Origin of the sequence: Streptomyces sp. NBC_01571 (assembly GCF_026339875.1) — a bacterium.
In the GTDB taxonomy this organism is placed as follows: Bacteria; Actinomycetota; Actinomycetes; order Streptomycetales; family Streptomycetaceae; genus Streptomyces.
In genome coordinates this window covers 5,081,067-5,096,070 of sequence record NZ_JAPEPZ010000001.1, presented here as the reverse complement: position 1 = coordinate 5,096,070, position 15,004 = coordinate 5,081,067, and the positions used below count along the sequence as shown (strand labels likewise).

At 70.4% G+C, this 15,004-nt stretch carries 15 protein-coding genes; 8 read left to right on the top strand and 7 right to left on the bottom strand.

Going from position 1 to position 15,004, the window contains the following annotated elements:
- Window positions 1-5 precede the first annotated feature (5 nt).
- From OHB41_RS22940 to OHB41_RS22925, 4 genes are all read right to left on the bottom strand, one after another.
- Window positions 6-1,565 (bottom strand): SCO6880 family protein, encoded by a 1,560-nt coding sequence (locus OHB41_RS22940; protein ID WP_266700105.1) that lies wholly within the window; start codon window positions 1,563-1,565, stop codon window positions 6-8.
- Entirely contained in the window at window positions 1,562-2,875 is a 1,314-nt protein-coding gene (locus tag OHB41_RS22935) for a hypothetical protein (RefSeq protein ID WP_266700104.1), read from the bottom strand. The genes OHB41_RS22940 and OHB41_RS22935 overlap by 4 nt, the downstream gene beginning before the upstream one ends.
- Complete coding sequence (locus OHB41_RS22930; RefSeq protein ID WP_266700103.1) at window positions 2,865-3,722, bottom strand: hypothetical protein; 858 nt, start codon at window positions 3,720-3,722, stop codon at window positions 2,865-2,867. The genes OHB41_RS22935 and OHB41_RS22930 overlap by 11 nt, the downstream gene beginning before the upstream one ends.
- A 178-nt stretch (window positions 3,723-3,900) precedes the next feature.
- Window positions 3,901-4,209 (bottom strand): DUF8827 family protein, encoded by a 309-nt coding sequence (locus OHB41_RS22925; protein ID WP_054232206.1) that lies wholly within the window; start codon window positions 4,207-4,209, stop codon window positions 3,901-3,903.
- A 708-nt stretch (window positions 4,210-4,917) separates the two neighbouring features.
- Between OHB41_RS22925 and OHB41_RS22920 the strand changes: the two genes are divergently transcribed.
- From OHB41_RS22920 to OHB41_RS22905, 4 genes are all read left to right on the top strand, one after another.
- The gene (locus tag OHB41_RS22920; protein WP_266700102.1) at window positions 4,918-5,592 is read left to right on the top strand and encodes an SRPBCC family protein; all 675 of its coding nucleotides are present in this window, start codon (window positions 4,918-4,920) and stop codon (window positions 5,590-5,592) included.
- Between the two features lie 368 nt (window positions 5,593-5,960).
- Entirely contained in the window at window positions 5,961-6,719 is a 759-nt protein-coding gene (locus OHB41_RS22915) for a trypsin-like serine peptidase (RefSeq protein ID WP_266700101.1), read from the top strand.
- A 215-nt stretch (window positions 6,720-6,934) separates the two neighbouring features.
- Entirely contained in the window at window positions 6,935-7,942 is a 1,008-nt protein-coding gene (locus OHB41_RS22910; RefSeq protein WP_266700100.1) for a C40 family peptidase, read from the top strand.
- 214 nt (window positions 7,943-8,156) lie between these two features.
- On the top strand, window positions 8,157-8,858 hold the full coding sequence (locus OHB41_RS22905; protein ID WP_266700099.1) for a phosphatase PAP2 family protein: 702 nt from the start codon (window positions 8,157-8,159) through the stop codon (window positions 8,856-8,858).
- A gap of 100 nt (window positions 8,859-8,958) precedes the next feature.
- On the opposite strand, the gene OHB41_RS22900 is transcribed toward OHB41_RS22905, so the two are convergent.
- Window positions 8,959-10,536: an FAD-binding oxidoreductase gene (locus OHB41_RS22900; RefSeq protein ID WP_266700098.1), complete on the bottom strand. Its 1,578-nt coding sequence runs from the start codon at window positions 10,534-10,536 to the stop codon at window positions 8,959-8,961.
- A gap of 206 nt (window positions 10,537-10,742) precedes the next feature.
- Window positions 10,743-10,913 carry a hypothetical protein gene (locus tag OHB41_RS22895; protein ID WP_266700097.1) on the bottom strand — a complete coding sequence of 57 codons (171 nt, stop codon included), beginning with the start codon at window positions 10,911-10,913 and terminating at the stop codon, window positions 10,743-10,745.
- 116 nt (window positions 10,914-11,029) lie between these two features.
- On the opposite strand from OHB41_RS22895, the gene OHB41_RS22890 reads away from it, so the two are divergent.
- Window positions 11,030-11,890, top strand: coding sequence for an SCO4651 family lipoprotein (locus OHB41_RS22890; RefSeq protein ID WP_266700096.1), 861 nt, complete (start codon window positions 11,030-11,032; stop codon window positions 11,888-11,890).
- A 213-nt stretch (window positions 11,891-12,103) separates the two neighbouring features.
- On the top strand, window positions 12,104-12,292 hold the full coding sequence (locus OHB41_RS22885) for a hypothetical protein (RefSeq protein ID WP_266700095.1): 189 nt from the start codon (window positions 12,104-12,106) through the stop codon (window positions 12,290-12,292).
- 66 nt (window positions 12,293-12,358) lie between these two features.
- Here OHB41_RS22885 and OHB41_RS22880 read toward each other — a convergent pair whose 3' ends face one another.
- Complete coding sequence (locus OHB41_RS22880; protein WP_266700094.1) at window positions 12,359-12,727, bottom strand: metal-sensitive transcriptional regulator; 369 nt, start codon at window positions 12,725-12,727, stop codon at window positions 12,359-12,361.
- Between the two features lie 224 nt (window positions 12,728-12,951).
- On the opposite strand from OHB41_RS22880, the gene OHB41_RS22875 reads away from it, so the two are divergent.
- On the top strand, window positions 12,952-13,572 hold the full coding sequence (locus OHB41_RS22875) for a DUF47 domain-containing protein (protein WP_148009124.1): 621 nt from the start codon (window positions 12,952-12,954) through the stop codon (window positions 13,570-13,572).
- 6 nt (window positions 13,573-13,578) lie between these two features.
- On the top strand, window positions 13,579-14,577 hold the full coding sequence (locus OHB41_RS22870; RefSeq protein WP_266700093.1) for an inorganic phosphate transporter: 999 nt from the start codon (window positions 13,579-13,581) through the stop codon (window positions 14,575-14,577).
- Window positions 14,578-15,004 lie beyond the last annotated feature (427 nt).

The following is a 15,004-nucleotide window of genomic DNA, read 5'->3' as shown; positions in this document are numbered from 1 at the left end:
GGGCCTTACCTCCGAATACCGGTGGCGAAGGGGAGCGTGTTGACGAAGGCCCGGTGGTGCTCGCGGTCGCACCACTCCAGCTTCAGATACGACTTGCCGGCCGAGGCGCGGATGGTGCGCTTGTCGCGGGCGAGGGCCTCGGGGGAGCGGGAGGAGACGGTGATGTAGCCGACGAGGTTCACACCGGCGGCGCCGCTCGCGAGGTCCTCGCCGCGCTGGTCGAGGCGGTTGTGGGAGGCGATGTCGCGGGGGTCGACCGTGCGGTTCATCTTGGCCTGGCGGCTGGCCTCGGCCTCGTCGTTGGTCTTCTCGGTCAGCATGCGCTCGATGGCGATCTCGGTGGGTTCGAGGTCCATGGTGACGGCGACCGTGCGGATGACGTCCGGGGTGTGGACCAGCAGCGGGGCGAGGAAGTTGACGCCGACCGGGGTCATCGGCCACTCCTTCACCCAGGCCGTGGCGTGGCACCAGGGCGCGCGGGTGGAGGACTCCCGGGTCTTCGCCTGGAGGTAGGTGGGCTCCATGGCGTCGAGCTCGGCGGGCCACGCGTTGCGCTTCGTCATCGCCTGGATGTGGTCGATGGGGTGGTCGGGGTCGTACATGGAGTGCACGAGGGAGGAGAGCCGGCCCTGGCCGAGGGGCTGGCGTACGCGGATGTCGGCTTCCTGGAGCCGCGAGCAGATGTCGGTCAGTTCGCGGGCCATGACGACGGCGAGACCCGCGTCGCGGTCCAGTTTCTTGCCGCCCTGGGGCCGGGCTGCTCGCGCCATGGCCTGGGCCTCGGCGGCGAGTTCGCGGGTCCAGTGCATGCAGGCGACGAGATAGGCGCGGTGCTGCTCGCTGCTGGTGGACACCATGGACTGGAGCTGGTCGTACGACTGCTGCAGCCAGCCGGGGGACTTATCGTCCCCGCGTACGGCGACGTCCTTGGCGTGGGCGTCCGGGTCGGCGGGGAGCGTGCGGGCGAGCATCTGGAGACGGGTGACGAAGCCGTCGCCGTTCGCGACGTGCTTGAGGAGGGTGCCGAAGCGGTCGACGAGGGCTTCCTGGTCCTCGCTGTCGCGCAGGCCGACGCCCGGACCCTCGATCTCGATCGCGGCCGTGACGGTGCGGCGGTCGGCGTGCAGGAGCACGGCGATCTCGTCGGGTCCGAAGGGGGCCGCGAGCCAGGAGATCCGCCCGATGCCGGGCGGCGGTCCGATCTCGATCTCCCGGCCGTCGAGGTGGGTGCCGGCCTCCATGACGTTGCTGCGGTAGGCCGTGCCGCGGCGCAGGCTGCGCTTGTAACTGCGGTTGATCTCGAACCACTTGTAGAACGTGCGGCGCTTGTACGGGACGTACACCGCGGCGAGGGCGAGCAGCGGGAAGCCCATCAGCAGCACGATCCGCAGGGACAGTACGGGGACGAGCAGACCGCACATCATGCCGAGGAACGCGCCCGCGATGATGAGCACGATCTCGCCGGACTCGCGATTCCGGCCGACCATCGCGTTCGGCCGGGCGCGGCCGATCAGATATGTACGGCGGGGCGTGACCGGATGGGACACGTGGGACTCGGTCGTCAACGCCCTTCACCTCCCGTGCGGTTGGAACTGCTGTTGCGGGTGTTTCCGGTGGGACTCGTACGTGGCGGCGGCGCGGCGGCCGGGACGGATCCGCCGCCGCCGTTCGGCGTACGTGTGCTGTGCGCCGCCACGCCGCCGGAGGCGGGGTTGGCGGGGCGGGGCGGCTGGTTGCCGCTGTTGCCTCCGCCACCGCCGCCGTTGTGGTCGGCGCGGGTGCTGTGGGTCTTGATGCCCTGGGCGACGAGGGTGGCCGGGGAGCTGATCACGGCCGCGGCCTTGCCTTCGGCGCCCTGCATGATGCGGTTGTTGCGGGAGTTCGCGATCTCGTCGCCGAAGCCGGGGACGAAGCGGTAGATCATGGCGCTGGCGAAGATGGCGAGCAGGATGATGGCGAGGCCGGAGACGACGGCGGAGAAGGAGTCCGGGCCGTTGTCGGTCGACAGGGCGCCGGCCAGGCCCAGCACTATCACGATGACCGGTTTCACCAGGATGACGGCGATCATGACGCCGGCCCAGCGGCGGACGTGGCCCCACAGGTTCTTGTCGACGAGGCCCGCGTACACGACGGTGCCGAGGAGGGCGCCGACGTAGAGGAGTGCGGCGCGGATGACGAGCTCAAGCCACAGGACGCCGGCGGCGAGGATCGAGACCAGGGACACGACGATCAGCATGATCGGGCCGCCGCCGATGTTCTCGCCCTTGGCGAGTGCGCCGGAGAAGGTCCCGAAGAAGGTGTCGGTCTGGTTGCCGGTGGTCTTGGCGAGGACGTCGGTGACGCCGTCGGAGGCCGAGACGACGGTGTAGAGGATCAGCGGGGTGAACGCGGACGCCAGCACCGTGAGCCAGAGGAAGCCGATCGCCTCGGAGAGTGCGGTGCCGAGGGGGACGCCCCGGACCGCCCTCTTCGCCACGGCGAGCAGCCACAGGAGGAGGGTGAGGATCGTCGACGCCGCGAAGACGACGGCGTACTGCTGGAGGAACTTGGGGTTCGTGAAGTCGACGTTCGCCGTGTCGTTGACCGCGGAGGAGAGCTTGTCGATGGTCCAGGACGCGGCGTCGGCGCAGCCCTTGGCGAGGGAGGAGAGGGGGTCGAGGGTGGAGGTGAGGCTGGGGGGCGAGCCGGCGGTGCCGCCGGAACCGCCGTCGTTTTCGCAGTACTTCCTGGCCGGGCCCGCGATCAGTGAGCAGGAGTCGTCGGTGGCCTTCGGGGTGGGTGCCGCGTAGGCGTGCGAGGCCAGCAGCACGGCTGTGGTCTGCACGGCTGCTACGACGCCGGTGAGCTTGATCGCGTGGTGCGGGCTACCGGGCATACGTGAACCCTCCGAACTCCTCGACCGCTTTGCCGATCTCGTCGGCGCCGGAGACGGCGTTGTCTCCGTTGACGGGGGTCGGGCCGGTCTTCTGGCTGGTTTGCAGGACCTTCCAGTCGCCGTTCCAGGTCAGCTTCATGGTCACGGTGAACCAGCCGCTGGTCACAGGGTTGGTTGAGCTTTCGCCTGTGAGCCCGAAGAGGCTGTTGCACCAGACCTCGACCGTGGCCGCGGTGTCGCTGGACGAGGTGACCTTGGTGCCCACCGGCAGGGTGCGATTGACGAACGTGCTTCCGCTGGGCGCGCCGCCGTCGGTGTCCAGACCGATCTTCTTCAGGAAGTTCGCCGAGTAGTCCGCGTCGAAGCCGGACTGGAGTCGGTCCAGGGCGCTGGGGTCGGCGACGGCCTGCACGATGGCATGGCGCTTGCCGGCGTTGAACATGCCGTCGGAGCCCAGGGCGACCGCGTAGTTCGCCCCCGCGCTCTGTGCGCCCTGCACGTCGTGGCTGTACCCGGCCGGAATCCCGTTCGTCTTCGAATCGACCGGCCGCTCCCCGGAGGCCGCCGTGGGGGAGGTCCTGGACTTGTCGCCCCCGCTTCCACCGCCGTTGCCCGTCGAAGGGGAATCGTCTCCTCCACGGTTCGCGAAGGCGATCGCGGCGATCAGGAGGACCACGACGCCGACCACCGTGACCAGGCTGCGTGAGGACGAGCGTCCGCGGCGGGCGCCGCCGTAGACGTCGCCGGGGCGGTCGGGGAGGCGGGTCCGGGTCTGGCCCGTGCCCCCGTATCTCCCGTCGTCGCCGCGGGAGCCGTCCCCGTATCCGGGTTCGTCACCGAGACTCATGCCGCGTACGCCCCCTCAACCTCTGCTGAATCGCGTAGTACGACGGTAGCCGTGCTGGTTTCCGCGCGGACGCGGTGTGGTGACTCGACATCAGGGAAACGCAACCTCAGCCGGTGGGCGCGACGGACAGGTGGATCGGACAGACGGAGGAGAGAGAAGCCGGGCGCCCCGGCCGGGGCTAGACGGCCATGCCGTACACGATGGTGAACAGCGTGCCCAGGGACCCGATGATGAAGACCCCGGTGAGGCCCGCGATGATCAGGCCCTTGCCCTGTTCCGCGCTGAAGGTGTCGCGCAGCGCCGTCGCGCCGATGCGTTGCTTGGCCGCTCCCCAGATCGCGATCCCGAGGCAGAGCAGGATGGCGACCGCCATCACGACCTGGATCATCGTCTTGGCTTCGTTGCCCAGGCTGCCGAAGGGACCCCAGTCCGGGGCGATCCCGCCGATGATTGTGGTGATGTCGCCCTTGTCGGCTGCGAAAAGCATGTAAGTCACCGCCCCTAGTGGGTAGTTCTGCACCCCCTGCCACTGCGCGCAGAGGTCGGGCCCATTCTCGCCGACAATGACGCTGTCGCATGTCGACTTGGCGTCATTGATTGGCGGGTTTCGTACGAATCCCTTGCGACCGGCGCACGCGGGCCCCATTCGGGAGGCGTGCGCCGGTATGCGGAGAGTCGTATGGTCACTCTGTGTATCACGGCAGGTCACGCCGGGCAATGAAGTCGATGCGGAACCTGTCGTGTGGTTCCGTCGTTAACCCCTTCTACGAAGTGGGCGGGACAGTCGCCCTGCTCGCCTCGTAGGTGTGCTGCGGACGCGTCCCGATTCTGACGGGTTGTCGAGCCGATGTTCTCCGGGTCGCGCGTCTGCGGGATGTGGACGCCCGATCGCTGTCACGCAGGCTATCCCCGTCGCCGTGGCGCACGGAAACGGGCCGCGGCCGGTTGCCGCGGCCCGTATCCCCGCCGTACCGGCCCGACTGGCCTTGCAGGGACAGCCGTTGGTGTGGGTGCGGGCCGGGAGGCCGTGGTACGAGCGGTACTTGACGAGGTCCGTCGCGGAACGGGGTGCGGGGTGCGCTCCCGTCGCCCGGAGTCGGCTCGGCCGGGCTCGCGGGAATGCGTGGAGTTGCGCGGGTTCGGAGGCTGTCGGTGGTGAGATGGCCGCCGGGCGAGCGGATCCGAGGAGCACTCCATGATCGACGTCAGCCATCAGATCGACGCGGTGAGGCGGCAGGTCGGTACCCGTTCCGGGAGGGCGGGCGAGGCGCGGGTGGTGACGGTGCGCCAGACGTACGACGTGACGCGCGAGGAGGTCTGGGACGCCTGCACCAACGCCCGGCGCATCCCACGCTGGTTCCTGCCGGTCTCCGGGGAGCTGAGGCTCGGCGGCACCTACCAGCTGGAGGGCAACGCGGGCGGCACGGTCGAGCGCTGCGATCCGCCCCGGGGCTTCGCCGCGACCTGGGAGTTCGGCGGTGAGGTCAGCTGGATCGAGGTCCGGCTGACGGCGGTGGCGGAAGCCGTGACGCGCTTCGAGCTGGCGCACATCGCGCACGTCGACGAGGAACGCTGGGCGCAGTACGGGCCCGGCGCGGTCGGTGTCGGCTGGGACCTCGGTCTGATGGGGCTCGCCGCCCATCTGTCGTCCGGGCCGGCCGTGGATCCGAAGGAGAGCACGGCCTGGCTCGCTTCCGACGAGGGGCGCCGGTTCGTGACGTTGAGCAGCGAGGGCTGGTACCGGGCGAGCCTCGCGGCCGGAGAGCCCGAGGGCGCCGCCCGGGAGGCCGCGGCCCGCACGGCCGCGGCGTACGGCGGGGGTGCCGGGGACGGGGAGCCCGCGGGCGGCGATTCCCCGACCGCGTCCTGACACGGCCCCGTCCGCACAGGCCCGCGTCAGGGCGGGGTCCCGGATCCGGGCGTCGTCGGGGGCGGCCCGCGTCCCGTCGGGGTTCGGGGGTACTCGGGCCGTGGAGGCCTTCCTCCCGTGGTGCCCGGGAGCGCCCGGGTGCCGGGGCGGTGTGCGGTGCGGGGTGGATGTCCACAGGCTGTGGATATCCTGCCCGCCGCGCGCAGGGGACGTGGCTCGAGTAACGTAGCGTGACGTCATTTGATCGGAGTGCGAGAGAGGACGGTCGGTGGACGTGGGCCGTACGGCGGATTCCGCCGGGGACTCACGCCAATTTCTCAAGGTGGTTTCAGGATTTCTCTCAGATCCGTGAGCCAGAGTATGAACCGATGAAGCGCATCAATCGTCCCCCTGGTGCCAGGCGGAACGCCCTGTTCGTCGCGGTCGCGGTGCTGGCCGTGACATCGGCCTCCGTGGCGGCGGCCGATGACGGCCGCGGGCCCCTCGGTGTGACCGCGCGGGCCTCCGGCACCGTGGCGGCCTCTCGCGTCGGCGCGCTGTTCGGGGGCAGCGGCGCTCTGGAGGGCGGCCACTTCTGTACGGCGTCCGTCGTGCACAGCAAGGGACGGAACCTGCTCGTGACCGCCGCGCACTGCCTGGACGGCGGCGGAAAACTCCGCTTCGCGCCCGGATACCGCGACGGGAAGGCGCCGTACGGCATCTGGGAGATCCGCAGGACGTACGTCGGTGACGCGTGGACCGGCGCCCAGGACGAGGACAGCGACGTCGCCTTCGCCACCGTCGCCGACCGGGGCGGCAAGGGCGTCGAGGACGTCGTCGGCGGCAACGCGTTCGTCACGGGGCGGGAGACCGGGGCGACCGCCGTGACCGTCACCGGCTACCCCAGTACCCTCGATGCGCCGATCACCTGCACGAACAGGCCCACCGTCCACAGCCGCACCCAGCAGCGCATCGCCTGCCCCGCCTTCGCCGGCGGCACGAGCGGCAGCCCCTGGGTGAACGGGTACGGGGAGGTCGTCGGAGTCATCGGCGGCCACGAGGCCGGCGGGGACACCGACGACATCTCGTACAGCGTGGTCCTCGGGGACGAGGCCCGGGCCCTGTACCGGTCGACGCAGGAGCAGTAGGGGGGAGCGCCACGCCGCGCGCGGGCGCCTTTTGGCCGTGGCCCGGTGTCCCCTTTGGCGCGTTACCGCCTTGCGGGGCAGGGGAGTTGCGCAAGGGGTGCGGTAGACGCCCGGACAGGGCCGCCACATGCGGTTTCTCCTCGTGTGCGATCGTCCCGCGGCGCGGGGGCCGCCTCTACACTGGCGGCGGCGGACTCCTGTGCGGCGAGGGGCGGTTGACGGTGCGTAAGGCATGGGTCGTGGCGGCCGCTGTCGCCGGGGCGGGACTCTCCTTCGTGATGCTGCTCGTCGTCGGGGTCTACGTGGTCGCGGGCAACCTCGCGAACGGCGTCGGAGGCGGCTCGGTCGGGCTCGCCAAGGGCGCGGTACCGGCCGCGTACCAGACGCTCGTGCAGAAGTGGGGAAACCTGTGCGGCGCGATCAACCCCGCGCTGCTGGCCGCCCAGCTGTACCAGGAGAGCGGATTCAATCCGAGCGCCAGGAGCCCGGCGAAGGCCGAAGGGATAGCGCAGTTCATCCCGGGGACGTGGGCCACGCACGGAGTCGACGGCGACGGGGACGGCGACCGCGACGTATGGGATCCGAATGACGCGATTCCGTCGGCCGCCTCGTACGACTGCCAGCTCGCCTCGTACGTGAAGGACGCGCCGGGGAACATCACGGAGAACATGCTCGCCGCCTACAACGCGGGGGCGTACGCGGTCATCAGGTACGGGGGCGTCCCGCCGTACCGGGAGACCCGGAACTACGTGAAGACGATCACCACCCTGGAGAAGAGCTTCGCCCGGCCCGTGAACCGGGTCGATCCCTCACGGCAGGCCGCCGCGGCCATCTACTACGCGCAGAAGAAGCTCGGCACGCCCTATCTGTGGGGCGGCAACGGCACCGCTGACCAGGGCGGGCGCTTCGACTGCTCGGGTCTGACGAAGGCCGCGTACGAAAGCGTCGGGGTCACCCTGCCGCGGGTCGCCAACGACCAGTACAACGCCGGACCGCACCCCGCGCGGGAGGAACTGCTGCCGGGGGACCTGGTGTTCTTCTCCGACGACCTCACCGACTCGCGGGCCATCCGGCACGTGGGCATCTACGTGGGCGGCGGCTACATGATCGACGCGCCGCGGACGGGTGCCGTCATCCGCTTCGACCCGATCGACACCCCCGACTACTTCGGAGCGACGCGCGTGACCGAGGATGGCGCGAAAGCACTGCCGACCACGGTCTGAACCCACCCCCTGAGCTGCGGCGATGTATCTCTCTTCGATAACGTCTGCGTGATCATTCGGTGGAGTGTGGAACGTACTGAAGGGCAGTGTGCGTTCCTGATGACGTAGAGCGGATCCAGGACCTCCGGGCCGCGGTTCTACACATCACGGGGTGGATCGAGCGGCGCGCGAAAGGGCGTGCCCGCGGGAAAGACGACGAAGGGGCCGCAGCACCATGGCTGGACTCGCCGAATCCGGTTCGAACCCCGACGTCGACCTGCTCTACGACATCAACGGCCTCGCCAACGGCGCACCGCACTGGTTCGACCGGGGCATGGAGTTCGTGGGCGAGTACGGACTGCTGCTCGCCATGGTCCTGCTGGTGCTGTGGTGCTGGTGGACCGTGCGGCGCGGCGGCGGCGAGGGCGCGGCGTCGTCCGTGGCCGGGCTGGTGTGGGCGCCGCTGGCCGCCGGAATCGCGGTGCTGGTGAACGTGCCGATAAGAGGTTTCGTGGAGCGGCCCCGGCCGTTCGTGGACCACCAGGGGCTCGACGTCCTGGTGGCGGGCAAGACCGACTTCTCCTTCGTGAGCGACCACGCGACGCTCACGATGGCGATGGGGGTCGGCCTGTTCGTCGTGCACCGGAAGTTCGGGCTGGCCGGGATAGGGCTCGCGCTCGTCGAGGGGTTCTGCCGGGTCTACCTGGGCGTGCACTACCCGACGGACGTCATCGGCGGATTCGCCCTCGGCACCGCCGTCGCCCTGCTGCTGTCCCCGCTCGCCATGGCCCTGCTGACGCCGGTCATGAAGGCCGTCGAGCGGTCCCCGCGGGCCGGCCGGCTCGTGCGGGCGCGGCGCGCGGGTCTCACGGGACAGCGGGCGCTGATTCCGGAGGCGCGGGCGGAGCGGCCCGAAGAGCCCGACCTGGCGGCGTAGCCGCCGCCTCCGGTCCCGGCCCGGTTCCCATCCCGGCCCGGTTCCCACCGGGCCGCGCGGGCGCGGCTTCTGCGGCGACGGCCTCTGGAGCGGACGGCTTCTACAGCGCCTGCGGGAACGAGAAGAAGCGGTCCGGGTCGTACTGCTTCTTCAGTGCGGTGAGCCGGGGCGCCGCGTCGCCGTAGTACGCCTTGCGCCAGTCCGTGAGGGTCGGGTCCGTGTAGTTCTGGTAGGCGGCGCCGGAGGCGTGGCGGGCCATCGCCGTGTGCGCGGAGGTCAGCCAGGACTGGGCCGTGGTGCCGGAGGTGCCCGCCTGCCAGGAGGCGATGTACTGGGCGAGCATCCGGGAGCGGCGGTGCACGAAGGCCGTCGCGGTCGGGGAGACACGGTTGACCGCGCCGCCCAGCGCGGTGAGCGCGATGCTGCCCGCGCCGCCGCGGACCGCGGCGATCTGGTTCAGGAGCGTCTGGATGCCTGCCGCGGAGATCGAGCGGTCGAAGAAGTCCGAACGGGCCGCGTACGTCTCGCGGCCGAGGGCGCCCTGCGCGGCCCGGCCCGGCGTCGTGCCCGGCAGATGGCACTGGGGGTCGGTGGGGAAGGAGGAGCAGCCCGCGTACACCTCCATCGACTCCTCGTACGAGCGCTTCTTGAGGGAGACGCTGGAGGCGGGGGCGCCGACCCGGTCGGCCAGGCGGTCCACGGCGTTCTGGAGTTCGCCGTAGGTGCCGAGGGAGAAGGCGGCGACGGAGACGGTGGGAGTGCCCCCGGCGGCGTTCGCGAGATGCAGCGAGGACCAGATCTCGTCCGGCTGGTCCGGGCCCCACTCCTGCCAGGCCTTCACCACGGCGGCGGCCTTGGCCCACGGCCAGGACAGGTACGCGGAGACGGCCTGCGGGGCGGGGTGGGTCTTGTAACGGAGTTCGGTGACGACACCGAAGTTGCCGTTGCCGGCGCCGCGCAGCGCCCAGAAGAGGTCCTTGTGCTCGCTCGCGTTCGCGACGAGCTGCTTGCCGTCCGCTGTGATCAGCGTCGCCTGGGTGAGGCTGTCGCAGGTCAGACCGTAGGCCCGGGACACGACGCCGTGGCCGCCGCCGAGGGTCAGACCGGAGACGCCGACGGTCGGGCAGGAACCCGCGGGGATGGTGACGCCCTTCGCGGCGAGGGCGCGGTAGACGTCGATCAGCTTGGAACCGGCGCCGACGACGGCCTCGTTCGCGGACGCCCGGATCTTGTCCAGCTTGGAGACGTCGAGGATCAGCCGGCCGTCGCCGGAGGACCAGCCCGCGTAGGAGTGGCCGCCGTTGCGGATCGACAGCGGTATGTGGTGGGCGCGGGCGTAGGCCATGGCCGTACGGATGTCGTCCGCGTGGGCGGCGTACGCGACGGCGGTGGGCTTCAGCGTGTCGAAGCGGGTGTTGTACAGCTGGTGCGCCGCGGGCCAGGCGCGGTCGCCGGGGCGGACCAGCGGCCCGTCCAGGTCCTTGGCGAGGGCGGTCCAGTTCGCGGCGGCGCGGACGCCGGCGGGGGTGGCGCCCGAGGTCGTGCGGACGGGGGCGCTGGACGTCTCCGCGGCCCCGGACGACGTCCTGGTGGCCGCCCCGTCCTTCCCGTTGCACGCGGTGGTGACCGCCGCCGCGAGTACGGCCGCGCCGCCGCCTATGAATATTCGCCGTTGCATGTGAGCCTCCCGCTCGGTTCCCGTGGGACGAGACGGGTGACCGGTTCCGAGGGTTCCACAACGGACGGGCGAAGAACGCAACCGCTACAGGACCGTGATCCCCCTATGACGGATATCACGGGCATCGCACCCCGAATCCGGCCTCCTGCCGAGGGCTTCGCGCCTGCCCGGCCCTGGCGCGCGAGGGCGTGCGGGGCAGGGCGGGGTCAGGCGAGCGGGGGCGTCGTGTGGGACTCCGCGTCCGTGCGGGCGAGGCTGCGGGCCCGGCGGGCGGGGCCTCTCCAGCCGCAGGAGCAGCGGGCCACGCAGAAGCGGCCCTGTTCGACCGTGATGGTCCGGTGTTCTCCGGCGAATGGGATGTCGTCCTGCTGCGCCACGTCCGTAACGTTACCCAGGCAAGCAAACGGAATCGCACCCGCGTGACGAGCGCCCCTACTCGTCGTTAACCGGACGACAGGAGGCCCGGGACGGACCGGCTGGGGGTCGGCGGACGATGGTGGCGCAGCAGGGCAGGCGGACGGACGCTCGCGTTCTCGCGGTCGCGGTGGCGGGGCTCCTGTGCTGCGTGGCCGGATGTTCGGCCGGCCGCGCCGGTGCGGAGGACGCACGTCCCGCCGCCGTGGGCACCCGCTCGGGTGCCGTCTCCGCCGAGGTGCTGCACCGCGCCGCCGCCACGCTGGAGCGCGCCGGCAGCGCGCGGGCCCGTACGTCGATGGAGATGGCCACCGGCGGGACCCGCGTCACCATCCGGGGTGAGGGTGTCTACGACTTCAGGAAGCAGTCGGGGCAGCTCACGGTCGAGCTGCCGCAGGACCCGGCCGGTGCCGAGGAGCACCGGCCGATCACCGAACTCCTCGCCCCGGGAGCCCTGTTCATGAAGAACCGCGGCGCGGGTGTCCCGGCCGACAAGTGGGTGCGGGTCGACACGGCGACGCTCTCCGACGGGAATCTGGTGACCGGCGGCGCCACCGACCCGTTCGCCGCGGCCGAGTTGCTGCGCGGGGTGCGGACGGCGACGTACGCCGGCCGGACGGAGGTGGCGGGGGTCCCGGTGGCGCACTATCGCGGGACCGCCGACCTGGACCTCGCCGCGCGGAGCGCGTCGAAGGGGAACCGGGAGGCGCTGCGGGCGGCGGCGAAAGGGTTCGCCACCGCCGAGGTCCCGTTCGACGTCTATCTCGACGACGAGGGACGGATCCGCGAGCTGCGGTGCCGGTTCAGCTTCGTCAACGGCCAGCACAGGGGTACGGTCGCGGTCGCCTCGACGACCCTGCTGTACGACTTCGGGGTCCCGGCGCCCGTACGGCTTCCCGAATCCGCGGACATCTTCGCGGGGAAGATCGCGGAGCCGTAGAGGTGCGGCGACCGCGGGGTGAAGGGTGTGCGGCAGGCCGTGCGGGCCGGCGAAGTGCGGGTAGGGGCCCGAACCGGGGGCGGCGCAGGGGCACGGAGTCCCTGCGCGGGCTCCTCGTGGGAGGCGGGGTTGGGGGCTGGAAATGGCCCTTCCGTGCCATGCGCGGTGTGTAGGCCGCTCCCTACTCTAGGAAGTCGGTGACGGCAGGAAGAGGTGACGCGCGTGGCTCCGGTCGGCGGTACGGCAGTTCAGGACCACGTGGCCCTCGCCGAGATCGAGCTGTGCGGCGATCTGATCATCGCGGCGTCGGCCGCCCATGAGGACCGGCTCAGCCTGGAGAGCATCGACGAGGTGCTGAAAGTGGCCGAAGAACGTGCGCGGGAGGGCGGCACGGAGCAGTAGGTCCGGCCGTCACGCCGCCCGCCTGGTGTGTGCCGGGCTTCGCGAGGGGGCGGACGGTGACAGCCCTCAGGTGCGCAGCAGCCGGCCGATCGCCTTCGTGGCTTCCTCGACCTTCGCGTCGATCTCGTCGCCGCCCTTGAGGGCCGCGTCCGCGACGCAGTGGCGCAGGTGCTCCTCCAGGAGCTGGAGGGCGAAGGACTGCAGGGCCTTGGTGGAGGCGGAGACCTGCGTGAGTATGTCGATGCAGTAGACGTCCTCGTCGACCATGCGCTGCAGACCGCGGATCTGGCCCTCGATCCGGCGCAGGCGCTTGAGGTGCTCGTCCTTCTGCTTGTGGTAGCCGTGGACACCGCGGTCGTGGTCGGTCACGACCGCCTCCGCGGCCTCCCGCGTGTCACCGGAGGGCACCGGCGCGCCGGCCTCGGTGGTCGTCATCGTGTCCTCCTGCTGATCCCGCCGGAAAGGTCGGTTACATATACCCCTGGTAGGTATATGGTATCGAACTTCGTTGGGTATAGGGCCCTTGCCCGCTGCCGGGACCGGACCCTGTGCTGATCACTGTGCCTCATGGGCGACACTGGGGGACGGCCGGTTAGCCGTGGCCGGATGATGCGCCTAGCATCAGCCTGACCGAAACAAAAGGACCCCGAGGACCTCACGTGCGATTTCGTCTGACCCCCAGGGAGACGAGCTTCTACGACATGTTCTCCGCATCCGCGGACAACATCGTCACGGGCTCGAAACTCCTGATGGAACTGCTCGGGGCCGACGCCTCCGCCCGAGCCGAGATCGCAGAGCGTATGCGGGCAGCCGAGCACGCCGGTGACGATGCGACGCACGCGATCTTCCACCAGCTGAACTCCTCCTTCATCACACCCTTCGACCGCGAGGACATCTACAACCTGGCCTCGTCCCTCGACGACATCATGGACTTCATGGAGGAGGCCGTCGACCTGGTCGTGCTGTACCAGGTCGAGGAGCTCCCCAAGGGCGTGGAGCAGCAGATCGAGGTGCTGGCGCGGGCGGCCGAGCTGACCGCCGAGGCGATGCCGAACCTGCGGACCATGGACAACCTCACCGAGTACTGGATCGAGGTCAACCGCCTCGAGAACCAGGCCGACCAGATCCACCGCAAGCTGCTCGCCCAGCTCTTCAACGGCAAGTACGACGCCATCGAGGTGCTGAAGCTCAAGCAGATCGTGGATGTGCTGGAGGAAGCGGCCGACGCGTTCGAACACGTGGCGAACACGGTGGAGACCATCGCCGTCAAGGAGTCCTGAGGCTTCGTGGACACCTTTGCGCTGATCGTGACCATCGGGGTCGCGCTCGGATTCACGTACACGAACGGCTTCCACGATTCGGCGAACGCCATCGCCACGTCGGTGTCCACCCGTGCGCTGACCCCCCGGGCCGCGCTCGCCATGGCCGCGGTGATGAACCTCGCGGGCGCGTTCCTCGGCAGCGGGGTCGCGCACACCGTGAGCAGTGGTCTGATCGCGACGCCCGAGGGCTCCAAGGGGATGGGCATCCTCTTCGCCGCGCTCATCGGGGCCATCGTCTGGAACCTCGTCACCTGGTACTTCGGTCTTCCCTCGTCCTCGTCGCACGCGTTGTTCGGCGGTCTGGTGGGGGCGGCGCTCGCGGGCGGTACGACCGTCCTGTGGTCCGGCGTCCTGGACAAGGTCATCATCCCGATGTTCCTGTCGCCGGTCGTCGGTCTGATCGGCGGCTATCTGGTGATGTGCGCGATCATGTGGCTGTTCCGCCGGTCCAACCCGCACAAGGCCAAGAGGGGTTTTCGGATAGCCCAGACCGTTTCGGCGGCCGGTATGGCGCTGGGGCACGGTCTGCAGGACGCGCAGAAGACGATGGGTATCGTCGTGATGGCGCTCGTCATCGGTGACGTCCAGGGCGCCGACGATCCGATTCCGGTGTGGGTGAAGATCTCCTGCGCCGTGATGCTGTCCCTCGGTACGTACGCGGGTGGGTGGCGGATCATGCGGACGCTGGGGCGGAAGATCATCGAGCTGGATCCGCCGCAGGGGTTCGCCGCGGAGACCACCGGGGCGTCGATCATGTTCGCCACGGCGTTTCTGTTCAAGGCGCCCATCTCCACGACGCATGTGATCACGTCCGCGATCATGGGTGTGGGGGCGACCAAGCGGGTGAACGCCGTGCGGTGGGGTGTCGCCAAGAACATCGTGCTGGGGTGGTTCATCACCATGCCGGCGGCGGCGTTGGTGGCTGCCGCCAGCTTCTGGGTTGTTGACCTGGCGTTCCTGTAGGGGGCCTGGTCCCTGCGGGGGTTGGTGACCGGTTTCTCTCGCCCCCGCCGCCCCTACCCGACCCATCCCGTACCTGGGGCTCCGCCCCAGACCCCGGCTTGGGGCTCCGCCCCTGGACGCCGACGTGCGGCTTCGCCCAGGGCCCTGGCTCGGGGCTTCGCCCCCTGGATCCCGGCGTGCGGCTTCGCCCAGGATCCTGGCTTGGGGCTTCGCCCCCTGGACCCCGGCTTGGGGCTACGCCCCTGGACCCCGGCTTGGGGCTTCCGCCCCCTGGGCCCCGCTGGTGGCTCTGGCCGTAGACCTTCTGTGGGGCTCCGCCCCTGTGCCCCGCCAAGGGGCTCCGCCCCCTGGACCCCCGATCGCCCGAAGGGCTCGTCCTCAAACGCCGGACGGGCTGGAGGGCATCGCCTCTGCCGGAGCCCTCGGC